The organism is Lentibacillus sp. L22, from assembly GCF_040812445.1.
Taxonomy (GTDB): Bacteria; Bacillota; Bacilli; order Bacillales; family Amphibacillaceae; genus Lentibacillus_C; species Lentibacillus_C daqui.
Genome location: NZ_JBFNXI010000008.1, coordinates 100145 through 122734, shown reverse-complemented (window position 1 = coordinate 122734; position 22590 = coordinate 100145). Strand labels below are relative to the sequence as shown.

The 22590-nt window shown below is 40.2% G+C and carries 22 protein-coding genes and 1 pseudogene; 21 read left to right on the top strand and 2 right to left on the bottom strand.

What is annotated here, in order from left to right:
- The coding region (locus ABRT01_RS06260; protein WP_367746584.1) for a transposase at positions 1-768 on the top strand (768 nt) is incomplete at its 5' end.
- Here the strand turns inward: ABRT01_RS06260 and ABRT01_RS06255 are convergent.
- The gene (locus ABRT01_RS06255) at positions 664-1158 is read right to left on the bottom strand and encodes a DinB family protein (RefSeq protein WP_367746583.1); all 495 of its coding nucleotides are present in this window, start codon (positions 1156-1158) and stop codon (positions 664-666) included. The genes ABRT01_RS06260 and ABRT01_RS06255 overlap by 105 nt on opposite strands.
- Positions 1159-1367: 209 nt before the next feature.
- Between ABRT01_RS06255 and ABRT01_RS06250 the strand changes: the two genes are divergently transcribed.
- The 5 genes from ABRT01_RS06250 to ABRT01_RS06230 all read left to right on the top strand — a co-directional run bounded on the left by ABRT01_RS06250 (position 1368) and on the right by ABRT01_RS06230 (position 7036).
- Complete coding sequence (locus ABRT01_RS06250; protein WP_367746582.1) at positions 1368-2774, top strand: sigma-54 interaction domain-containing protein; 1407 nt, start codon at positions 1368-1370, stop codon at positions 2772-2774.
- Positions 2775-2919: 145 nt separating this feature from the next.
- Positions 2920-3888, top strand: coding sequence for an agmatinase (gene speB / locus ABRT01_RS06245; protein ID WP_367746581.1), 969 nt, complete (start codon positions 2920-2922; stop codon positions 3886-3888).
- A 157-nt stretch (positions 3889-4045) separates the two neighbouring features.
- A complete protein-coding gene (locus tag ABRT01_RS06240; RefSeq protein WP_367746580.1) occupies positions 4046-5458 on the top strand; it encodes a sodium:solute symporter family protein in 1413 nt (470 codons plus the stop codon).
- 110 nt (positions 5459-5568) lie between these two features.
- Positions 5569-6747, top strand: coding sequence for a formamidase (gene fmdA, locus ABRT01_RS06235; RefSeq protein ID WP_367746579.1), 1179 nt, complete (start codon positions 5569-5571; stop codon positions 6745-6747).
- Between the two features lie 16 nt (positions 6748-6763).
- Positions 6764-7036: an FmdB family zinc ribbon protein gene (locus tag ABRT01_RS06230; RefSeq protein WP_367746578.1), complete on the top strand. Its 273-nt coding sequence runs from the start codon at positions 6764-6766 to the stop codon at positions 7034-7036.
- 59 nt (positions 7037-7095) lie between these two features.
- Here the strand turns inward: ABRT01_RS06230 and ABRT01_RS06225 are convergent, their stop codons facing one another.
- On the bottom strand, positions 7096-7695 hold the full coding sequence (locus ABRT01_RS06225; protein WP_367746577.1) for a class I SAM-dependent methyltransferase: 600 nt from the start codon (positions 7693-7695) through the stop codon (positions 7096-7098).
- Between the two features lie 260 nt (positions 7696-7955).
- On the opposite strand from ABRT01_RS06225, the gene ABRT01_RS06220 reads away from it, so the two are divergent.
- From ABRT01_RS06220 to ABRT01_RS06145, 15 genes and pseudogenes are all read left to right on the top strand, one after another.
- Positions 7956-8600 carry a response regulator transcription factor gene (locus ABRT01_RS06220; RefSeq protein ID WP_367746576.1) on the top strand — a complete coding sequence of 215 codons (645 nt, stop codon included), beginning with the start codon at positions 7956-7958 and terminating at the stop codon, positions 8598-8600.
- Position 8601: 1 nt separating this feature from the next.
- Complete coding sequence (locus tag ABRT01_RS06215; RefSeq protein ID WP_367746575.1) at positions 8602-9708, top strand: sensor histidine kinase; 1107 nt, start codon at positions 8602-8604, stop codon at positions 9706-9708.
- A 205-nt stretch (positions 9709-9913) separates the two neighbouring features.
- Positions 9914-10852, top strand: a complete 939-nt coding sequence (locus tag ABRT01_RS06210) for an ABC transporter ATP-binding protein (RefSeq protein ID WP_367746574.1) — start codon at positions 9914-9916, stop codon at positions 10850-10852.
- Positions 10853-10869: 17 nt separating this feature from the next.
- Positions 10870-11988, top strand: coding sequence for an ABC transporter permease (locus ABRT01_RS06205; protein WP_367746573.1), 1119 nt, complete (start codon positions 10870-10872; stop codon positions 11986-11988).
- A complete protein-coding gene (locus ABRT01_RS06200) occupies positions 11988-13130 on the top strand; it encodes an ABC transporter permease (RefSeq protein WP_367746572.1) in 1143 nt (380 codons plus the stop codon). The genes ABRT01_RS06205 and ABRT01_RS06200 overlap by 1 nt, the downstream gene beginning before the upstream one ends.
- 229 nt (positions 13131-13359) lie before the next feature.
- Positions 13360-13656 (top strand): annotated as a pseudogene (locus tag ABRT01_RS06195) (WXG100 family type VII secretion target); the annotation flags it as partial.
- Between the two features lie 15 nt (positions 13657-13671).
- Positions 13672-14049 carry an immunity 22 family protein gene (locus ABRT01_RS06190; RefSeq protein ID WP_367746571.1) on the top strand — a complete coding sequence of 126 codons (378 nt, stop codon included), beginning with the start codon at positions 13672-13674 and terminating at the stop codon, positions 14047-14049.
- Between the two features lie 226 nt (positions 14050-14275).
- A complete protein-coding gene (locus ABRT01_RS06185; protein ID WP_367746570.1) occupies positions 14276-14443 on the top strand; it encodes a hypothetical protein in 168 nt (55 codons plus the stop codon).
- Positions 14444-14937: 494 nt separating this feature from the next.
- On the top strand, positions 14938-16515 hold the full coding sequence (locus ABRT01_RS06180) for an MFS transporter (protein ID WP_269409893.1): 1578 nt from the start codon (positions 14938-14940) through the stop codon (positions 16513-16515).
- Between the two features lie 482 nt (positions 16516-16997).
- Positions 16998-17501, top strand: a complete 504-nt coding sequence (locus ABRT01_RS06170) for a cytoplasmic protein (RefSeq protein WP_269412590.1) — start codon at positions 16998-17000, stop codon at positions 17499-17501.
- 331 nt (positions 17502-17832) lie between these two features.
- Positions 17833-18387 (top strand): cupin domain-containing protein, encoded by a 555-nt coding sequence (locus ABRT01_RS06165; RefSeq protein WP_367746569.1) that lies wholly within the window; start codon positions 17833-17835, stop codon positions 18385-18387.
- 258 nt (positions 18388-18645) lie between these two features.
- Positions 18646-19746 carry an amidohydrolase/deacetylase family metallohydrolase gene (locus ABRT01_RS06160; protein WP_367746567.1) on the top strand — a complete coding sequence of 367 codons (1101 nt, stop codon included), beginning with the start codon at positions 18646-18648 and terminating at the stop codon, positions 19744-19746.
- Complete coding sequence (locus ABRT01_RS06155; RefSeq protein ID WP_269409890.1) at positions 19724-20827, top strand: DgaE family pyridoxal phosphate-dependent ammonia lyase; 1104 nt, start codon at positions 19724-19726, stop codon at positions 20825-20827. Before ABRT01_RS06160 ends, ABRT01_RS06155 begins: the two co-directional genes overlap by 23 nt.
- A 1-nt stretch (position 20828) precedes the next feature.
- Entirely contained in the window at positions 20829-21581 is a 753-nt protein-coding gene (gene dagF, locus ABRT01_RS06150) for a 2-dehydro-3-deoxy-phosphogluconate aldolase (protein ID WP_367746566.1), read from the top strand.
- Positions 21574-22590, top strand: coding sequence for a sugar kinase (locus ABRT01_RS06145; RefSeq protein WP_367746564.1), 1017 nt, complete (start codon positions 21574-21576; stop codon positions 22588-22590). Before dagF ends, ABRT01_RS06145 begins: the two co-directional genes overlap by 8 nt.

Below are 22590 nucleotides of genomic sequence, written 5' to 3'. Positions count from 1 at the left end.
CGAAATCGAACGCCACTTATTACATACAATCAATATCGAAAGGAGAAGAAAAAGAAGCATAAGGACAACGCTTTTCATGTAGATAATTGGGATTATAATGAGGACGAAGATACTTTTCTGTGCCCAAATGGACGGAAAATACGGTTTAGTCATCATTCCAAACGAACAGACAGGTACGGATTCACCCGTGAATTTAAAGTGTACGAATGTGAGCACTGTTCGGGCTGTCCACTCCGCGATTTATGCACGAAAGCAAAAGAAGGGAACAACCGAAGAGTCTACATTAATGAAAAGTGGGAATCCCAAAAAGAATATGTACGTGCGAAGCTTTCAGACGAGAAAACTGGTGAAATTTACGGAAAACGTAAAATCGATGTAGAACCAGCGTTCGGCTTTCTGAAGGCTAATTTGCGTTTCACTCGTTTTTCCGTTAGAGGAAAACAGAAAGTGAAAAATGAATTAGGAATTGCATTGATGGCGGTGAACTTGAGAAAGTACACCGCCACGAACAGTAAATTAGTACCGGAAGATAGAAACAACTCCACAAAAAAGGTTCCAAGCAAACTTTTGATTTGCTTGGAACCTTTTTATTTACTATTTTTGGCTAGTTATGTCCCAGCCTCGTGTGTGATTCACGCACCTATTGACGAATCTATACCTGCATTACACTTGCTCCTTGGCCAAAAAATTATCCACTTGCTCTTTATGATGATGATCATGCCATATAAAAGCGCAGAAATAATTGAACATGGAATGTGGGTAGCCTGAGTATTCATCAATTTTTTCCCCATTTAAGATGAAGGTTGCAAAGAAATCCTCTTCCTGTTTCCTTTCCAACGCGGAAATAAGTTCTTTTCTTCCATGCACTTGGGCCTCCAGCAGATTTTGTTTTGTAACCCCTGACTTCGCATAAACCGCTGCCCGCTTATTCATTGTCTCAATATCGATGCTGTTAATATCCGCATCCGCTTTCATCTGTGGCAACATTTCATCCAAAATGTATTGATCCCAAAAAGTGATATGACTGATGATTTCGGCTGTCGACCATTTTCCTGGAGCAATGGGTGCAAAGAATAGTTTCTCATTCACTTCTTGCAGCTGCTCTACCCAGCTGTTGAATTCTGCAAAATCAGTAATTAGATCCTTGGTTGTATACATTGCAATCACTCCGCCTTATCCATACATTTATAGTAATACTGTATTTAAAAAATAATTGTGTTTTAAAAATTTCAAGTAAGTATAACTCTGTCAATTCCCATTTATCTAATAACAACAATCATAAATGAACAAGTAAAGAATAGGGGGTGTAAGATCTACAAGAAATGTTAAAATAATTATAATAGTCGATAAGAAAGGTGGATAAATGAATGTCAGATTTTGAACTTCTAAAAATAGAATTAGACGGAATCCTCGATGCATCCAATGATAATATTGTAGTTACAGATGGAGAGGGGAAAGTGTTACGAGTAAGTGCGAATTGTCTTAGCATTTACGGAAAGACCAAGGAAGATTTAATCGGTAAGACAGTCTTTCAATTGGAAAAGGAATATATTTTTTATCCATCCGTAACGGCAAAAGTGTTGCGTGAGGGAAAAGAAGTACAGGTTATGCAGAAAACACCGACGAATAAAGTTGTTATGGCAACCGGGATCCCACTAACAAACAGTAGCGGAAAAATTGTCAGGATTATCAGCTTTTCCCATGATTTAACGGAAATCCAACAGTTGAGAGAGGACTATGAACAACTGCGAATAAAAATGTTGCGGTACGAATCGGAAATTGAAGAATTAAGAGAAAAGGAAAGCAAAGCAGATGAAATAGTGACTAAAAGTAAAACCATGCAGGACATTTATCATATGGTACAACGGGTTGCAGCTTCTGATGCTACTGTCGTGTTACTTGGTGAATCGGGAGTTGGGAAAAATGTCATTGCGCATATGTTACATGATAAAAGTCAGCGGAAGAATCAATCCTTTATGGAAGTGAATTGTGGGGCAATTCCGGACACGCTATTTGAATCGGAAATTTTTGGTTATGAACCCGGCGCTTTTACAGGGGCTGATAAAAACGGTAAACCCGGCATGATTGAGCTTGCAGATCAAGGTACATTGTTTCTTGATGAAATTGCTGAACTGCCATTAGCTATTCAAGTAAAACTTCTAAAGGTTTTGCAGGAAAAGCGAATTACCAGAATTGGTGGATCTACGGGAAAGGATGTTGATTTCCGTCTTATTGCAGCAACCAATCAGAATTTGGAGGAAATGGTGTCACAAGGTAAATTTAGAAAGGACCTGTTTTATCGTTTGCATGTGATTCCAATTATCGTTCCGCCTTTACGGGAAAGAAAGGAAGATATCTATCATTTCACGCAGCATTATTTAGCTATTTTTAACCATAAATATGAAACGAATAAGGTTCTTCATCCATCTACAATTGCAATTCTACAAAACTATGATTGGCCTGGCAATGTTCGTGAACTGGAAAATTTAATGGAACGGTTAGTTATAACATCGACTTCAAACGTGATTTATCCATCCAATCTACCTTTTGTTGAAGAAACGGATAAGGTAGGGTTACCTGCAGAAGAGTGGACAACGGAGGCTTTTGAACAGCAAGGCTTGACATTGCAGGAAGCATTAAGAGAAGTAGAAAAAAACTGGTTAAAACGGGCATATCGACAGTACAAAACAACGTATGAGATGGCAAAATATCTTGGCTTAAGCCAGTCTACAGTCGTTCGCCGGTTAAAAGAATACCAAATCAATTCAAAATGAATCAATTGATTCATTTTGAATTGATGGTCTGTTGGTTGATTCAATAATGAATTAAACGGATATGATGAAACCGATTAAATTGGGAAATTAAAAGTGGCATGAAATTTGCAATAGTATGAGGTGTATTCGATAGGAGGGAATTTTTATGCATCAACCAAAAGATTCGTCAAAATCACCCCGGTATACCGGTCCACGTACATTTATGAGACTGGAATATTTACCGACAACAGAAGATGTGGATTTTGCTGTGATCGGTGTGCCATTTGATACAGCTGCATCCAATCGTACCGGGCAACGTTATGGTCCGCAACATATCCGTGATTTTTCGGTTTTACTACGTCCGTATAACCCTGATCAGGATATTAATATTTTTGATTATTGTTCGGGAGTCGATTATGGAGATATTGACATCATTCCGGGAAATATTCATCGGACCTATGACAATATTGTTCAGGCACTGGAGCCAATTTTGGACAAAGAAATCATTCCCGTTATGATGGGTGGGGATCATTCGATTACATTGGGTCATTTGCGAGCATTTGCTAAAAAATATGGACCGATTGCATTAGTCCACTTTGATTCACACAGTGATACATGGGATAACTATTTTGGTGAAAAATATGTGCATGGAACGCCTTTCCGCCGGGCAGTTGAAGAAGGATTAATTGATGTGGAACATTCCATACAGGTCGGAATGCGTGGTCCACTTTATGGTCCGGAAGATATAGAGGATGCGAGGGATCTTGGATATGAAGTCATTCCAATGAAAGAAGTTAGAGAAATTGGTTATGACAAAGTGATGGAACGAATCCATGCCCGTGCAGGTGATCGTCCAGTATTCGTTACTTATGACATTGACTTCCTTGACCCAGCGTATGCACCAGGAACAGGGACACCAGAAGTTGGCGGCCCTACAAGTTATGAAGCATTGGAATATGTCCGGGGCCTGAATGGGCTTGATATTAAAGGTTTTGATTTAGTAGAAGTATTACCAAGCTATGATAGTGGAGAAATTACTGCGGTTGCAGCATCGTCCGTTATTTTTGAGATGATTACGTTGATAGCAATGAAAAAACGTGCCGAACAGGATGTGAAAGTAGATATGATAAGGTAAGAACTTCCACTTGTGGAGTTCTTATCTGCTATTTATTAGAAAGTTTAATATGTATACTGCAGGAACAAGGCTCCTAAGATAGTTTTGCAGACATGATCGAAAAGACTATATTTGAATTGTTCAATCATATTTTAGAACCAGGAAAGGTGGGAGATAAATGACTTGGATTGACATGACCATTATTATTATTTATTTTGCGGTTCTCGTTGTAGTCGGAATACTTGGTACCATAAAAGCAAAAACTTCTGAAATGTATATTCTGGCCGGACGAAATCTTGGTGTATTCATGCTGTTTGGCTGCCTGACTGCTGTATTTCTTGGTGGCTCATCAACCATTGGATCTGCGCAGCTTGGATATGAAAGCGGATTCTCTGGTGTTTGGTTCGTCTTTTCAATGGGTCTGGGGATTACGTTATTTGGCCTTCTTCTTTTAAAAAAGGTAACTGGATATCAATTAATGACAATTAGCGAGTTACTTGGTAAGCTTTTTGGCATCGAATCAAAGTTAATTGGAGCAGTTATTGCAGCCATTTATACATTAATGGTAAGTGTTACCCAAGTTATAGCAATTGGTGCGCTTTTGAGTGCTATTTTTGATTGGAATTTAACTTTTTCCATGCTAATCGGTGGAGGAGTTGTGTTTTTCTATACTATTCTTGGTGGCATGTGGTCTGTTTCCATGACAGATATTATTCAATTCTCCATTATGACGGCTGGTATATTCCTAATCATGCTACCAATTAGCTTGTCGAAAGCAGGTGGATTTGGCGAACTAACAGCTCAACTTCCAAGCTCATATTTTGATTTTTCGGCTATTGGATTCAAGCAAATTATCCAATATCTAGTAACCTTTACACTTGGAATGATGGTTGGACAGGACATTTGGCAACGCTATTTTACTGCAAAAAGTCTCAATACAGCACGTATAGGTGGAGTTCTGGTTGGGATCTATAGCTTGTTGTATTCCATGGCTATGATTCTCATCGGTATGTGTGCGCTTATCATTCTGCCAAATATAGCGGACACACAAAATGTCTTTACGAGTATGGCTTTTGCGACATTGCCATCAGGACTTTTAGGTATTGTTTTTGCAGCAGTAGCCGCAGCAATCATGTCCACCGCCTCTGGTACATTGCTGGCCTCTTCAACCTTAATCTCAAAAGATATTTTAAAAGACCATTTCTTCAAAAATATTTCGGATCGTCAATTTTTGTTATTATCACGTGTTACAACGTTCATTGTCGGGATGATAGCAATCGTCGTTGCGTTATGGATACAAGAATTACTGGTTGCGATTGATGTAGCGTATGCTTTATTGGCGGGATCGATTTTTGTGCCAATCTTATTGGGGTTATTCTGGAAAAGAGCTACTGCCAAAGCCGCTTTTTGGTCGATCCTGATTAGTGCATTAGTTATTCTAGGTGGTCTTGCCATTGAAGGACTGTCTTCAAGTAATCCGATTTTGTATGGAATCGTAGTTAACATTGTGGTTATGATTGTTGTGTCAATAACAGATCGATCGAATAAAAATAGGGGACAAGATAACGTAAAAATTGAAATCAGCAGGTAGCTGAATGATTGTGGTTAGGGTTGAATGCATCAATCATAAATCTCTCCTTGCAAACATACTTTTATTTAAATGCAATCATTTATTATAAACTGTTTGAAGGAGATGGAGATATGCCCAAAAAGATCTTTAAAGTAGATTTGAATAAGAAGATGGATAAGCAGGATATGGTGGGACATAATCGTTGGCATCCAGATATACCCGCAGTGTTTTCTGTTGACCCAGGGGAATCGTTTCGTATGGAATGTTTAGATTGGACGGATGGACAAATAAGTAATAATGATGATCCGTCCGATATTCGTGATGTGCAATTAAACCGAGTTCATGTGCTTAGTGGGCCAGTCTATGTAAATGGCGTAGAACCAGGTGATTTACTAGTCGTGGATATTCTGGATATTGGTACGTTTGCTGCACATGAATGGGGATTTAACGGGATTTTTTCCAAAGAAAATGGAGGTAGCTTTCTAACAGACCATTATCCGGAAGCGGCGAAATCGATTTGGGACTTTAATGGTATTTATGCGACATCAAGACATGTGCCAAATGTAGAATTTGCCGGTATTATTCATCCTGGACTTATTGGTGTTGCTCCATCACAGGAAATGCTTGACGAATGGAATAGAAGGGAACAGGAACTGGTTGACAGTGATCCAAATCGTGTACCACCGCTGGCCAACCTTCCAACAAGGGAAAATGCGGTACTCGGCAGTCTGAGGGGTAAAGATTTTGATCGTGTGGCGAAAGAAGGTGCAAGAACTGTTCCACCCCGGGAAAATGGAGGAAACTGTGACATTAAGGAGTTGTCCAAAGGTTCCAAGGTTTACTTTCCAGTATTTGTCGATGGTGCAAAACTTTCGGTAGGTGACCTGCACTTTTCTCAAGGAGATGGGGAAATTACATTTTGCGGTGGTATTGAAATGCCAGGATGGATTGATTTACGTGTTGATGTAATCAAAGGCGGGATGGCGAAATATCAAATTAAGAACAATCCCGCATTTAGACCAGGACCGGTTATGCCGCATTATAATGAGTTTATTGTGTTTGAAGGGGTATCGGTAAATGAATTCAGTGGCAAACAAACGTATCTTGATGCAAATACCGCTTATCGGAATGCTTGTTTAAATGCGATTGAATTCTTGAAATCACACGGATTTACTGGTGAACAGGCATACATGTTATTAGGTTCGGCTCCAGTGCAAGGACATCTGGCCGGTGTTGTGGATATTCCTAACTCTTGTTGTACCATCGCCTTGCCAAAGGATATTTTTAATAAGGATATTTTGCCTAAGTAGTACGGAGGGATAAGGTATGGCAAACTATACATTTCGTTGTGAAAGTTGTGGTGAATTCACTCTATGGTATCAAGGGATGAAAGGAAATAAACGGGAAGCGGAATGCCCTGAATGTAAACGGAAAGCAAAGCGGTTATTTAAGCCACCGATCACCTTTCGTATGGATAGTCGAGTGAAAAAGAGAGTTGAACGTGGAATGGAACCGAGGATCGTAAATAAGAAGGACCTGCCTAAAGGTGGAAAGCGGAAATCGACTGTATCGAGGCCTTGGCAAGCCGGTCATTCATAGCGGATCCGGGTAAAACAAAGGGAGTAGATATACATCAGCACTACTCCCCATTTTTGTGATTACCTTTGTAAAACAACCTGAATTACATGGCAATCCCCACTGTGCTTTTTCCCCTCATGTCGTTCTGCTTCTCCATAATAGAAATGCAGAACCTTGTAATCACTGATCCATTTCAGCAAATCTTTGGGGTCATATAGCATCTCCTTTGTTGGAGGTCCACCTGTTCCGTATTTCAGTTGTTCTTCGGAATATACTTCAAACATCACATACCCACCTGGTTTGACAGAGCCGATTAAGCTATTAATTAAAAATGACTGGTCAGATTTTGGAACATGTCCAAATACCATAATCGCAGCATCAAATTGATTTTCTTGCACCTTTTCTTTCGCCAGGTCAAGCGCTACTGTTTTGACATCCACATTATTTTTCGCGGCCAATGCATTTGTTTTTTCCAGGCCAACTTCTGATTGGTCAAATGCTGTTACATCATGACCTAATGTGGCCAAGTAAACTGCATTTCTGCCTTCTCCTTCCGCAAAGCAGCCAATTTTTGCATGTTCCGGGATGATGTTGCTTTTATCTTGAATAAAGACATTTGCAGTTTCTCCATAAACATAGTCTGTATCGGAGAAGCTGTTGTCCCAATGTTCTTTTGACATGAATGGTAATCTCCTTTAATACTTACTATATATTTACCTTATCATATAGATTTAGGTGATACTATAAAGGTGCTTCAAAATTTTTTTCAAAGCTAGAGTTTGATCCAAAGGTTTTTAAACTTTAATGCAGCAGTGCTGAACTATTCTTAGTGCTCGGTTGTCAGGCATGCGCAAAATTGCCAAACCTCTGTATTGCCATTATAATTTTGAGTAACAAGAAACATTCCGTATAAAAGATGCACGAACGGGAGGGATACTGCATGCCCATTAAAATTATTATCGCGGATGACAACTCATTTATCCGTGAAGGTTTAAATATCATTTTATCTACCTATGAAGAGTTTGAAGTGCTAGCACTGGTAAATGACGGGCAAGAGGCTGTGGAATATTGCAAGGAACATGATGTGGATATTGCATTATTGGATGTACGGATGCCGCGGATGGATGGGGTAGAAGCGACCAAGCAGATTGTGGAGTCAACAAAAGCAAAACCAGTTATATTAACAACCTTTGACGATGATGATTACATACTAGGCGCAATCAAAAACGGTGCCAAAGGGTATTTGCTGAAGAACAATGACCCGGAGCGAATTCGTGATGCCCTTAAGAGTGTTTATCACGGCACAAGCATTATCCAGGATGAAATGCTTGATAAAATCAAATCCAGTTTATCCAGTGGACACCAACAAGAAAAGGAGACAAAGATTGATAAAAATTTGTTTACCGAGCGCGAATTAGAAATTATGGGTTATATCGCAAAGGGTTACTCCAATAAGGAAATTGCGGAACATATGTATATCTCAGGAGGAACGGTCGCCAATTACATTACAACAATTCTTGGGAAAACAGGCTTGAAGCATCGCACCCAAATTGCTGTCTATTATTTAACGGGAAACGTGTATTGAGATGGAACGCTGGACCATTATCAATAAACTCGTCCTCATTTTCTTTATCGTGTTAACCTTTGTTTATCAACAAACAACAGGAATTTCCTGGGATGTGTTTTTACTGTTGCTTTACATCTGTATCAATATTAGTTTGCATCTATTCAGGCGACGAACGTTTATTACCTTATTTTTGCTGGCTTCAATGGTGTTATCCGTCATTGCGAGCATTCATGTTAGTCCATTTTTTATATTATTGGTTCCGTTATCAATCATTGAATTGTTTGACCAATGGACTGCCCGGAAGATACTCCCATTCGTTTTTGCTATTATTCCTGTCTTTTACATATCAGTTGAAATACAGCCTGTCTATATGTTGGTGGCAGTTTACACGTTTCTTACATATACCATGGGAAAAATGTATCATCACAAGCTTGTAAAAAGTGAAGAGCAATTAGATGCGATGCGGGTGACGCAGCATAAATTGATGAAGCAGATCAATGAAAATGACGTGTTTATGAAGCAGTCTGCCTATACATTTAAATTGGAAGAACGAAATCGTATTTCCCAGCAAATTCACGATGATATTGGACATGCGATTACCGGTGCACTGATTCAAATGGAGGCAACCAAACGTTTGCTGAAGATAGACCAGGAAAAGGCGGAGGAATTGTTGCAAAACGCCATTGGGATTACACAGGATGGTATTGAGCGTATTCGGTTGACTTTGAAAAATATGAAACCAACAACCGAACAGGTCGGGATTAATCGATTAAAACTATATCTCGATGAATTTGCTGCCAAGCATGAAAAACATACGGTTCTCACCTATAACGGAAATATGGAACGGATAACCTCATTTCAATGGAAGATTATTCAAGAGAACATCACTGAAGCGTTAACCAACTCGCTGAAGTATGCGGAAAACAGTACGCAAATTACGGTTGATGTGAAGGTGCTAAATAAATTGATTAAAGTGGAAGTGAAGGATGATGGACAAGGTACGGAAAAAATCGAAAAAGGGTTAGGCATTATCGGCATGGAAGAACGTACAGCTGCATTAGACGGGAAAATCATCATTGATGGCAAGGATGGATTTTCGGTAACCACACTATTGCCAATTCAATAACTGTTTGAATGCCAGGCACGCAAACAATCTGGCGGATTCACATTGAAACTTGTGCGGTCGTGCCCCGAGCCCAGAAGTTAGTCGGTGGCTGGAAATAAAAAACATGAAAAACTTCATGTCAGATAATGAATGAATGCACTTATGCTGGTGCGTTCTTTTTTTTATACTAATAACAGAGTAGTTAATCAGCCAAAGAGGTGAAACGATGAATATTTTGGAGATAAAGGATCTGACAAAGAAATTTGGTGATTTTATTGCAGTTGATAATATGTCACTATCCATTGCCGAGGGTGAAATATTCGGCTTTCTTGGATCTAATGGAGCGGGGAAGAGTACGGTTATTCATATGGTCACGGGTTTATTACGGAAAAATAATGGGTCAATCATGATTCTGGGCAAAGAAACCAGTAAACATAGCGAATTCATTAAGAAACATATTGGGCTGGTGCCACAGGAATTAGCAATTTATGAAGATCTGACTGCTTATGAGAATGTAAGATTTTTCGCCGGTTTATACGGTCTGCGCGGGCAGAAATTGCAAGATCGAACGGAAGAAGCTTTGAAATTTGTCGGGCTTACTGAAAAACAAAAGAGTTATCCGAAAACATTTTCCGGCGGGATGAAACGTCGGCTCAACATCGCCTGTGCTATTGCCCATCAACCAAAGCTGATTATTATGGATGAGCCGACTGTCGGGATTGATCCGCAATCAAGAAATTATATTTTAACTTCAGTACGTAAACTGAATGAGATGGGCTGTACGATTATTTATACAAGCCACTACATGGAAGAGGTTGAGGAAATCTGCACACGCATTGCAATTATTGATCATGGAAAAATCATTGCCGAGGGCACCAAAGAACAATTGAAATCATTAATTACTGATTCCAAATTAATTTTTATCACTGTTCAGTCCGTAGAAGCGATCGATGTGACGGCCATTCAAGCGATCCAAGGGGTAGCAAACATCAATGTAGTCGAAAATACGGTGCAAATCACGACGGAATTAGGTGTTAATAATTTAAACCAAATTATCGCTTATTTTATCAACAATCAAATCGAAATTCGCACACTGGATGAAAAGGAACCAAATTTGGAAACTGTATTCCTAACATTGACAGGGAGAAATTTACGCGACGCATAAGGAAAGGAGGTAATCCGATGAACATATTGCAAATCGCTTGGAAAGAAATGAAACATGACTTTCGCGACATTCGGACATTGGTATTTATGCTTGCGTTACCAATTGTTCTTATGCTTGTGCTTGGTACGGCATTGACTGGAGCATTTAATGAGGATATTTCGATTGATGAAATGGATGTGGTGTATGACAACACCAATGATAGTCTTACGCAACCGTTTGAGGCATTTACGAAGGGAGTAGCGGAATCCGGGATTGATTTTACCCCGGTCAAAGATAGTTTAGACGGAATGGACTTGGTAAAGCAAGGAAAAGCAGATGGTTATGTTTCGATTGATCAAGCGGGTTTCCACTTATTTGTAAATGATCAAAACAGTATAAAGGGCAGTATTTTACAGGGGATGCTTACGTCTTTTGTAGACAGGTACAATTTAATAACCGAGGTTACAAAGGTGGCACCAAACAAGGCTGATACTGTATTTGCGGCGCCGTCCAAACACGATTATATCAATGATCATGCCATCCTTCCGACGAAACAGCCGGGCTCGATGGATTATTATGCGATCGTGATGACAACAATGATTGCGTTATACGGGGCAATATCGGCGAGCGGTTTGATTACCAGTGAACGTTCATGGAATACGGCAAGTCGATTAATGGTTGCGCCGATTCATAAACGTGACATTTTTATTGGCAAAGTATTAGGCAGCATTGTCATTAATATGGTTTGTGTTGCATTGGTTGTTGTTTTTAGTAAGCTCGTATTCCACGCGAATTGGGGAGATCATTGGGGGATGATATTCCTTGTACTGCTGACCGAAGTTATCCTTGCCGTAAGTTTTGGATTGGGGCTCTCGTTTTTAATTAAAACTCCGGCTGGCCCAGCGATGGTAATCATGATTGTCATTCAATTGGCCTCCTTCTTTGGCGGAGCATATTTTCCAATTGACGATGCTGATGGTGTGTTACAAGTGATCACCAATTTGTCTCCACTTACATGGGAAAATGATGCACTATTTAAAACCATTTATGCCAACGACCTATCATCCGTACTGCCGGCGATTGGAATGAATATAGGTCTTGCAATGTTGTTCCTGCTGATTGCAACGATATCACTAAGACGACGGGAGGGATTATAGTGAGGGATATATTATGGCTGATTGGGAAAACACTACGAACGACATTTCGATACAAGAAGAATATTCTATTATATTTGGCGGCACCGATTGCGGGTATATTGGTTGCGTTGCTTGCTGTTGGCGGGCAGGAGAGTGAAATGACCATTGGTGTGGTGAATCAGGATGAAGGATCGATTGCTACTGAAACCATTGCCTTTTTAAAAGGATTGGACAATATTCAGGTAAAGGAATTGCAGAAGGGTGATATAACGGAAAACGTGACATCACGGAAGGTGGACGGTGTCATTACTTTGGAACAGGGATATTCAAAAAGTGTGTTGGCCGGAGCCCCAGACCATATTGGATTAACATCGATCAAAGGAGAAAGTGTGACCGGTTTTGTAAAATCGTATTTATACCAGTATATTGATAATTTATCCGCACTTGGAAAAGCCGCCGATGGAGATCCAGACACGTTTGCAAACATGTATAAAGATTATCAACAAGCGGATTTTCAATTGACAACAAACACATTAGCGGATTCATCCACTAGCAAAAATACGACACTATATTCATTTGGGTTTTTGATCATGATTATGATGTTGTCAGCAGCCAACTTATCGGAAATTATTTTAGCTGAAAAGGAAAATCGGACGTACTTTCGATTATTGTCGACACCGATTACAGCACGGAAATATATTCTTTCCAATATCATCGTAAATATGATGGTGATGTTTGCTCAAGTGATCATTACGCTTGTTCTACTGACTTATGTCTTTCAAATCGATTTAAATGTTCCGTTTTGGAAGGTGCTGGTGGTTATGGCGATTTTTTCACTGATTTCTGTTGGTGCATCACTGGTAATTGTGGCATTTTCCAATAGTCGGGGCTCATCCAAGGCTTTGATGAATTTGGTGATTTTGCCAACCGTTATGCTATCAGGCTGTTTTTGGCCGGTAGAAGTCATGCCAGAATCGATTCAGAAAATATCCGAGTTCCTGCCACAGCGGTGGACGTTAGATACCTTAACGAAACTGCAGGAAGGGAGCACATTTGGCAGCTTGTATTTAAATATACTCATCTTATTTGCATTTGCTGCAGCCCTCTTTCTGATTGCGATTTATAAGTTTAGTCATAATAATAGTACGAGAAGCGTTATATAATGGAGAAACTCGGTAGACAGCGGCGAGAAGACGGGAGAGCGCGCCCTTAACTCGGTAGACAGAGGCGGGAAGACGGGAGAGGGGCGCGCCCAACTCAGGAGACACTGCATGAATCCGGGAGTGGACAAGCCCAACTTGAGAGTCAGCTTGCCAGATTCAGGGAGGTTTGTCGTGTTGCCATCACCATTAAAAATTTGTTCTGGTATACTTGCACAAAGATAGATTTTGGCAGGCCCCAGGAGGATTACATGAATGGCATTTGGTATCTAGGGCTCCAAAGTTCAAGTATTGGAATATTAATGCTGAAAAAATAAAAGATTTAAGAACTGCAATATCTGATGTTAAATTTGTTAATCCAAAAGGGTCCCATGGAGGTTTTGGGTCTACAAAAGCACATAATGAGTTATTGGCAATTATTGATACATCAAGTGACTACAAAACATTTATAAGAAGGCTGAATAATTGGGCTAACTATAGATTGGAAGGCGGTATTTCATCGCTGCCAGATGGATTAAGATTAAAATAGGAGTGTGTATTACTAATGGAAAAACAAGGAATAGTATCTATATGGTTAGGTAACGTCAAAGAGGAATATGAATTAGAAGAGTATGTCAATCTGAAATATGATGAAGATGGAGAGTCCATTCCATCAAAGTTTTATGTTGATTTTAACATTGATATGGATGAAGCAGATGAAGATTTTATTGAAAAAGCAGTATTGGTGCAAAAGAGCAATAATATTTCTGTTTTATTGGATGGATGTTCATACGATGAGAACATATTACCGAAAATAGACAGAGATATTAATTTAAACAAGTATTATAATGCTGTTATTTTAATGTATAATTTTGAATACAATAATAGGATAAACTCTTCGAATAAATTTGATTATATTACCTCTACAAATTATATGGGATAGTGTTTAGGCTTGGGAAAAATAGACCCTTCAATGAACTGAAGTATTTGATAATTAGGTAAACGGCTGGATTCTATCAAAGGATAAGCGTTAAATAAATTCTAAACGTATTTGCAATTAGGGTTTATTTGACGTTTTTTCATTGTATTTCCTTTAGGTTTTTGAACTATTCGTACGGGAAGAGTTTCTTCAATATAACTTCACCCAATAATGTGATGGATAGGAAAAATTGAAGGTTTTGTTTGAAGATTTTTTCACCTTTCATTTTGAAGACCAGCTGTCTAATAGCATACTTTTGGATATAGTGGAAGGACAGGTTGATTCGTTTGCTTTGGAGAATAAGGAATTATTAGATAAAGGAAAGACCATTATTGGCCGATGGATTACGATTATATAGGGGAGATGATTAATTATATAAAGGAAAACGGGTATCATTACTTCAAAATCCAAGCCTCATATGGATTAAATGGTTGGATTTTGTCTAAGGGGATGATCATTGAAGAATAGCTTATCACTGAATTTGATAATTTTGGTTATGCGAGGGACCAGGGCTGGAACGGACCTCCAACTCGGGAGACAGCGGCGAGAAGACGGGAGAGCGCGCCCTTAACTCGGGTGAAAGAGGCGGGAAGACGGGAGAGTGCGCCTTTAACTTGGTAGACAGAGGCATGAAGACGGGAGAGCGTACGTCTAACCCGGGAGACAACAGCATAAAGACGGGAGAGCGCGCGCACAACTCGGGAGGCATCACATGAATTCGTGAGAGAACAGCCCAACTTGAGAGACAGCTTGCCAGATTCAGGGAGGTTTGTCGTGTTGCCATCGCCATTAAAAATTTGTTCTGGTATACTTGCACAAAGATAGATTTTGGCAGGCAGGAGATGAACGGCAATGAATACTGCGGAACAACAAACGAAAATGAATGTTTCATTTATTATTCTATTAATTGGTGTGTTTATGGCAGCACTGGACAATGGCATTATTAGTGCTGCTTTGACAACGATCAATGCTTCCTTTCATGTGTCGGCAACACTTGGCTCCTGGGGGATAACCCTGTATACCCTTGGGCTTGCTGTCACCACACCGATTGTAGGGAAATTGGCTGACCGGTTCGGGCGAAAAAGATTGTTTTTGATTGAAATAGCGCTTTTTAGTATTGGTTCACTTGGTGTAGCGTTGAGCCCGAATTTTGCTTTCTTTTTGGCTGCACGTCTTCTCCAATCGTTTGGTGGCGGTGGTATTTTTATCATTGCCAGTTCGCATGTCATCAGTACCGTTGTGAAAAATCGTCAAGGAAGCATGCTTGGTTTTTTAGGTGCGATGAATGGAATTGCTTCGGTGATTGGTCCCAATATCGGAAGTTTTCTAATCGATTGGACAGGAAATTGGCACTGGCTGTTTTTGATTAATGTTCCAATCGGGATTATCTTATTTGTATTCGGATGGGTTTTCCTAAAAGAAACAAAAGACGTTGTCATGTCCAAAATTGATTATCTAGGCATCACGCTCTTATCTTTATCCATTTTAAGTGTCATGTTTGCTGTGAATAATCTTGGTACTGGCAACTTACTGGACAGTTTTCTTAGCTGGAGTGTCCTAGGCCTTTTAATACTTGGTATTATCATCTTTGCGGGACTATTGTTGCTGGAAAAACGGCAAGAACATAATAATGTTGATCCGATTTTGCCGTTTGCCTTATTGCGGAAATCGACCTATTCCATGACGATGATTATGGCGTTCATGTCAGGAACATTTATCGGTGCTGTCATTTTTATTCCATCCTTTGCTGAGCAGGTGTTGGGTATACCAGCCGCCAAATCGGGTTACTGGATGACCCCATTGGCACTCGCCTCAGGTATTGGCGCAAGTGGGGGAGGTCATTTTGTTGACAAGAGAGGCCCGGTTAATACATTGGTGTTTGCGGGAATTATCTCGTTTATCGGGTTTGCCGGCTTGGCACTCTTTACCGATACCAAGCTGACATTTATCATATTTACTGTAATCGCGGGAATCGGCTTTGGCTTCATGCTGGGCGCACCATTAACGGTTTTAACAGCCAATGCTGCCGGAACCCAAAAAGGTATCGCGATTGGCACATTGTCGGTGTCACGCCAAATCGGGCTGACCATCGCACCAACGATTTTTGCAACATTTATACAGCAGGGATTTAGCAAACTTGGTACGCTAATCCCGGAAAAATTGCGAGAACAGCATGTTGATATGAACGATATACCAAAAGAAGCAATGAAACACGTTCAAGGCTCTGGCGGATACAGTAATATCGAAGCAAACATCGATCAGATCCCGGTTCCGGAAGTTAGGCAATCATTACATAGTGCCTTCAATGAGGCGGCACATGCTGCATACCAGCCAATATATCTTTTCGTTGCGATTGTTTCCCTGCTGCTGATTGTGGTTGCCTTAAGTTTTCGGAAACAATTTGCGAAAGATGCGCGGGATAGCGAGTAAAATGCTTGGATCCGGACACAGTGATGCATTTGAAATGTGTAAGTGCCTGGATTCAAAACATAGCTCGGTACATAGTAGGTTGTTAAAAAGTATCCGTATTAGATGAATAGTACCATTGTCATTTCATTAATTTGGAATTATTATCACCGAAAATGCACCAAAACATTTTGGATCCTGCATATTATTTTGGAGAGCAAGGAACTAATTAAAGGAAGGCGAAAACTATGAAAAAAAGGTTATCCAAAGAAGAATTGGTAAACAAAATTTATAGTTCCAAGTTATCCGGCAAGGAGGTATATAGAAATTTTGGAAGAAAATGTTCCTCATCCAGCTCCTAGTGATTTGATTTTGGAATGAAGAAGATTTCTCACTAGAGCGGGTGGTTGAAATTGCATTGGCATATAAAGATGAGTATGAACTGGATCATGAGCAGACTAGAAAGGTTGGGAGAGGACCTTAAAGTGCTGAATCGATACATAAACGTGAACTTTGGCGAAAACACACAATTAGTAGAAAAAGTAATGAATTTTATTTATAACAGTAAGATGTTTAATAATAGAGGTTTTATTACTAATGCGGAAGTAATTAACGACTTTGGCGAGGCGCAAAATTTTGCATGGTCACAGGACTTAAATGAGGACTATACTGTGTGGGAGTATGTTAAATCGGTGGAAAGTGAAAATATTGTAGAAAAGGTATATAATTTGGATTTTGCTTCTTTGCAAGATGAGTTGTATGAATACTTTGGTAACCATATTAATAACGCTAATGATTTTCTCCCTTTTGATTATATTGATATAAATGAAGAAGTTGAGGGGGATCTTACAATGTGCGCTTTAAATAGGTTAGTTAATGGGAAAACGGATAATTTTTATGAACGGATTTTTGATATATATAAACAGGGAGGATGGCCATGCGGGTGGAAGGGGGCATATCCTAATGGAAAAATTATAGTATATGTACCAGAAACTAGTAATGAAAAGTGATTTGATACTATAAGGGAAATAATGTATGAAAGATGTTAGACTAAAGGTTAACGATTTTTCCTGGATAAGAGCATGAAGCAAACAAATTGATTTTTCAAAGCTAACGAAAGTACTTTATTCTTAATAGAAGGAGAAGAGCAGAGCAAAATAACGCCTTTTATTATGATAATAATGAGATCGCGGGTCATTAGACAAATTTTTAAAGAAGAGAATGGTGGAGGATGGCTAGTATTATATTGACTTTGAGTAATTAAAAGTTACAGCAGTGCAAGTTCCATTTCTGAAATACGGTGCATAGGATACTGTGATCAATTTGAAAGGGATGAAGAAAATGTACTATTATCCTTACATGAATATTTATCCATGGCATTACTTTGTTCATGTTCCTCCATATGATTATAACAGGCAAGTTTGGTACGGTTATACACCAGAGGTTCCGAAGCAGGAGCATGATGCCATGAATAACAATAACAGGGTTGTTAGGGATCATGGAAAACAACCTTTTGTAGTGGATATTGAAAAAGCTGCTGAGCAAAATCGTACATTTCGTACTGCGTTATGGACCGGAGAACATTTGCAGGTAACGTTAATGAGTATTCGTGTGGGTGAAGATATTGGTTTGGAAGTTCACCCGTCAACAGACCAATTTCTGCGGATTGAAGAAGGTAAAGGAATTGTTCAAATGGGAGATTCCAAAAACAATTTAACGTTCCGGCAAAATGTTCAAGAAGATAGTGCCATTTTTGTTCCAGCCGGGACATGGCATAATGTTACTAATACAGGTAATGTGCCTCTGAAGCTGTATTCTATTTATGCTCCACCTGAACATCCATTTGGAACCGTCCATGCAACGAAGAAAGATGCCATTGCAGCTGAGCATGCGTAAAACAATCCCTTCCGCCCCGATTATGGGTGGGATTTATCACGTATTAATAAACCAAAATTCGGAATTATTTGGGGCTTAGAAGTTAATCTCTAAGCTCTTAATTTTTGGTTGGGAAATTAATCACAATGGAATCTGTAAGAGAATTTTATTTTACTAAACATTATAACGTTATATTTACATAATGTCCTTTGTATGATATTATTACCTATGAAAAATGAAAACGCATTAAAATCCGAGTAAGAAACAGGTGACATATAAATGACGAACCAATTTGTTTTGCGTCATGCGAAAAGGTTAAATGGAGAGGAAATTGACATTGTCATTGAAAACGGTACAATTGCCGAAGTGACAGGTGCCGGGAAAGGACGTGGTCAGCAGGAATTTGATGCTAGTGGCATGTATGTATCAAGTGGCTGGATTGATTTGCATGTTCACGCTTTTCCAGAATTTGACCCATATGGCGATGAAATAGATGAAATCGGTGTGAAACAGGGAGTAACAACCATTGTGGACGCTGGCAGCTGTGGGGCGGATCGGATAGGCGATTTGGTTGCCAACAGCAAAAAGAGCTTGACGAGATTGTTTGCCTTTTTAAACATTTCCCGAATTGGCTTGAGACGGGTGGATGAGTTATCGAATTTGGAATGGATTGATCAAGAGAAAGCGGTAACGGCAGCCAATAGTTATCAAGACTCCATTGTTGGCTTGAAAGCCCGGATGAGCTCAAGTGTTGTCTCTGGAAATGATGTGGAACCGTTACATTTGGCAAGGGAAATTTCCGCGAAAACAACATTGCCACTGATGGTGCATATCGGTTCTGCACCACCGAATATAGAAGACGTACTCCCACTTTTGGAAAAACATGATGTCGTCACACACTTTTTAAATGGGAAAGCCAATAATTTGTTTGATAACGAAGGGGCGCCCTTACCTGTATTTGTAGATGCAATCAAACGCGGAGTTCATTTCGATGTGGGGCATGGAACGGCAAGTTTTTCCTTTAAGGTTGCGGAAACCGCGAAACAGCATGGCATCCATTTTGATACGATCAGCACAGACATTTATCGTGGGAACCGTTTAAATGGACCTGTCTATAGTATGGCCAATGTCCTTTCCAAGTTTCTGTATTTGGGCTATTCACTCGAGGAAGTGATCCAAGCGGTAACAACCAACGCTGCAGACTGGCTGCAAAAACCAGAACTTGGACGGATAAAAGTTGGTGATCAGGCGAATTTAACCTTGTTCACCGTCGAGGATCATCCGGTTACATTGACAGATTCAGAAGGAGAAAAACGAACTGCCAGCAAGGAAATCAAAGCAAAGGGTGTGGTGATCAATGACCGAATCATTGAATGCTAAGTATGGCTTAAAACGTGTGATTAATGCCAGCGGCCGAATGAGTATTCTTGGCGTATCAGCACCAACAGATACCGTCATGGATGCGATGAAACAAGGCGGTCAGCAATATGTTGAAATAGCTGATCTGGTGGATAAGGCGGGAGATTATATCGCCGAAATCCTGGGATCCGAGGCTGCCGTAGTTGTTAATTCTGCTTCCAGTGGGATTGCTTTATCGATTGCAGCGCTTGTTACACAAGGAAGCCGTCGAAAAAGTGAACGGCTGCATCAAGATATCCTGCCTAACAATGAAGTGATTATGTTGAAGGGTCATAATGTCCAATATGGTGCGCCGGTGGAAACGATGGTTTATTTAGGTGGCGGTCGACTGGTTGAGGTTGGTTACGCAAATGAGGGGAAAGCGGAACATATTGAAGAGGCAATCAATACGAGTACTGCGGCCATCCTTTATGTCAAGTCACACCATGCAGTTCAAAAAAATATGATTTCCGTTGAAGAAGCATGGGAAGTTGCTCAACGCAATGGTGTACCACTTATTGTTGATGCAGCAGCGGAAGAGGATATTCAAAAATACATTCCTATTTCCGATTTAGCAATTTATAGTGGTTCGAAAGCGATCGAGGGGCCAACTTCAGGTATTGTTGGTGGGAAACGCCAATATATTGAGTGGATTAAGTTGCAACTGCATTATATTGGACGCAGTATGAAGGTTGGCAAAGAAACAACTTTTGGCCTGCTGCAAGCAATCAAGGAATATGGAACAAAAGAGGATAATAGTGAACAAGAAAAAGCGACACTGAACACCTTGCTTCCATTGTGTGAGATAGACGGTGTGAATGTGACGATTGTACAAGATGAAGCCGGCAGGAAGATTTTTCGGGCACGTGTGCAAATTGATCCGGAAAAAGCAAAAATAACTGCAGCAGATGTTGTCACTCGTTTGCGTGAAGGAGAAATAGCTGTATATACAAGGGATTATGGTGTCAGACAGGGCTTTTTTGATATCGATCCGCGGCCACTTCAAGGCGATGATATAAATGTAATTAAGGCCAAAATAGAAGAAATCATTGGGGGAAAGTAATATGTCCATCACAACACGTTTTTATAAAGATCGGATTGCATTGAATGTATTGGCAAATAGCGTAGAAAATGCGAAAGAAGTATATGATGCTGCCGAGGGGCATGTTTTAATTGGTGTTTTGTCAAAAGATTATTCAACAGTCGATAAGGCCGTAGAAGCGATGAAGGCATATGGTACAGAAATTGAGGAAAGTGTATCGATCGGTTTAGGTGCGGGAGACAATCGTCAGGCTGCTGTGGTAGCGGAGATTGCCAAGCATTACGCCGGCAGCCACATCAATCAGGTATTCCCATCGGTTGGGGCGACAAGGGCGAACCTTGGAGAAAAAGAGAGCTGGATTAACGCCCTCGTATCGCCAACAGGCAAAGCAGGCTATGTGAATATTTCAACTGGTCCTGCTAGTGCAGAGCAAACGGAGCAAGCCATTGTGCCAGTTCAATCCGCAATCGCACTGATTAGGGACATGGGCGGTAATGCATTAAAATATTTCCCAATGAAAGGACTAGCCCATGAGGATGAATACCGGGAAGTGGCACGTATTTGCGGAGAAGAAGGATTCGCATTGGAGCCAACTGGAGGTATAAATAAGGAAAATCTTGAACCAATTGTTCGTATAGCTTTGGAAGCAAACGTGCCAAAAATTATTCCCCATGTGTATTCGTCCATTATTGATAAAGAAACCGGGAAGACGAATACCGATGATGTCCGTGAAATCTATGCAACAATTAAAAAGCTGGTAGATAATCATGGGTAAGAAAATAGCAGCATTTGGCGAAGTGGTCATGCGCCTGGAAGCTCCAGGGCATGACCGGTTAACACAAACGAATACCTTAACCTATTCTTTTTCCGGTACAGGAGTCAATGTCACTTCTGCATTAACCAGATTTGGTCATGAGGGATATCTTGTTTCTACCGTACCGGCAAATCCACTAGGCGATGCAGCTGTTGCGCACTTGCAAAGGCTGGGTATTTCTATGCCTTTTGTTCAGCGGACAGGTGATTATATCCGGATGTATTTCCTGGAAAATGGCTACGGTTCCAGACCAAGCCGGGTGACGAATTCCAGCAGACAGGACAGTAGTTTCAATATTGCTGCTAAAGGAACGTATGACTTTGAAAGGGTTGCCAAAGAAGTGGATATGGTCCATTTCTGCGGGATTAATTTGGCAACGAATGATCGCGTGCGAAATCACATGAAAAACTTTGCAAAAACCGTTCATCAAAACGGTGGAACGGTGATTTTTGATTGTAACTATCGTCCGGGATTATGGGGGGATCAGGGATATGAAAAAGCAAAACCCCATTATGAAGAGATGCTTTCATTAGCCGATATTGTCATGATGAACGAGAAAGATGCCATATATATTCTTGGTATGGAAACAAACGAAGTAGACCGCCAAGCCCAACTCCAGGATTTGTTGCCAACGGTGGCTGAAAAATATCAGATTCGTATTATTGCCGGGACGCATCGTACTATAAACGATGATCATACACATACGCTCCGTGGGTTTATGTATAAAAATCAACAATTGGTATTCGCGGATCCACTGACTTTTTCCGTTCTTGATCGGGTTGGGGCAGGAGATGCTTATACGAGTGGCGTTGTCCATGGTGAATTGGAAGGGTATTCTCCGGAAGAAACTGTGAATTTTGCTACTGCTGCCGGCATGCTGGCACATACGATTACTGGCGACACGCCAATGTCAACAGAAGAAGAGATTAGAAGCGCGATGGAAGTATCGGCGGGTGATATAAAAAGATAG

Excerpts from the sequence above, each read along its gene's own strand:
- ABRT01_RS06220 (WP_367746576.1), top strand. The coding sequence starts at position 7,956 with ATGCCCATTAAAATTATTATCGCGGATGACAACTCATTTATCCGTGAA.
- ABRT01_RS06215 (WP_367746575.1), top strand. The coding sequence starts at position 8,602 with ATGGAACGCTGGACCATTATCAATAAACTCGTCCTCATTTTCTTTATC.
- ABRT01_RS06180 (WP_269409893.1), top strand. The coding sequence starts at position 14,938 with ATGAATACTGCGGAACAACAAACGAAAATGAATGTTTCATTTATTATT.
- ABRT01_RS06145 (WP_367746564.1), top strand. The coding sequence starts at position 21,574 with ATGGGTAAGAAAATAGCAGCATTTGGCGAAGTGGTCATGCGCCTGGAA.
- fmdA (WP_367746579.1), top strand. The coding sequence starts at position 5,569 with ATGCCCAAAAAGATCTTTAAAGTAGATTTGAATAAGAAGATGGATAAG.
- ABRT01_RS06225 (WP_367746577.1), bottom strand. The coding sequence starts at position 7,695 with ATGTCAAAAGAACATTGGGACAACAGCTTCTCCGATACAGACTATGTT.
- ABRT01_RS06165 (WP_367746569.1), top strand. The coding sequence starts at position 17,833 with ATGTACTATTATCCTTACATGAATATTTATCCATGGCATTACTTTGTT.
- ABRT01_RS06255 (WP_367746583.1), bottom strand. The coding sequence starts at position 1,158 with ATGTATACAACCAAGGATCTAATTACTGATTTTGCAGAATTCAACAGC.
- ABRT01_RS06250 (WP_367746582.1), top strand. The coding sequence starts at position 1,368 with ATGTCAGATTTTGAACTTCTAAAAATAGAATTAGACGGAATCCTCGAT.
- ABRT01_RS06230 (WP_367746578.1), top strand. The coding sequence starts at position 6,764 with ATGGCAAACTATACATTTCGTTGTGAAAGTTGTGGTGAATTCACTCTA.
- speB (WP_367746581.1), top strand. The coding sequence starts at position 2,920 with ATGCATCAACCAAAAGATTCGTCAAAATCACCCCGGTATACCGGTCCA.
- ABRT01_RS06240 (WP_367746580.1), top strand. The coding sequence starts at position 4,046 with ATGACTTGGATTGACATGACCATTATTATTATTTATTTTGCGGTTCTC.
- ABRT01_RS06160 (WP_367746567.1), top strand. The coding sequence starts at position 18,646 with ATGACGAACCAATTTGTTTTGCGTCATGCGAAAAGGTTAAATGGAGAG.
- ABRT01_RS06190 (WP_367746571.1), top strand. The coding sequence starts at position 13,672 with ATGGAAAAACAAGGAATAGTATCTATATGGTTAGGTAACGTCAAAGAG.
- ABRT01_RS06155 (WP_269409890.1), top strand. The coding sequence starts at position 19,724 with ATGACCGAATCATTGAATGCTAAGTATGGCTTAAAACGTGTGATTAAT.
- dagF (WP_367746566.1), top strand. The coding sequence starts at position 20,829 with ATGTCCATCACAACACGTTTTTATAAAGATCGGATTGCATTGAATGTA.
- ABRT01_RS06205 (WP_367746573.1), top strand. The coding sequence starts at position 10,870 with ATGAACATATTGCAAATCGCTTGGAAAGAAATGAAACATGACTTTCGC.
- ABRT01_RS06210 (WP_367746574.1), top strand. The coding sequence starts at position 9,914 with ATGAATATTTTGGAGATAAAGGATCTGACAAAGAAATTTGGTGATTTT.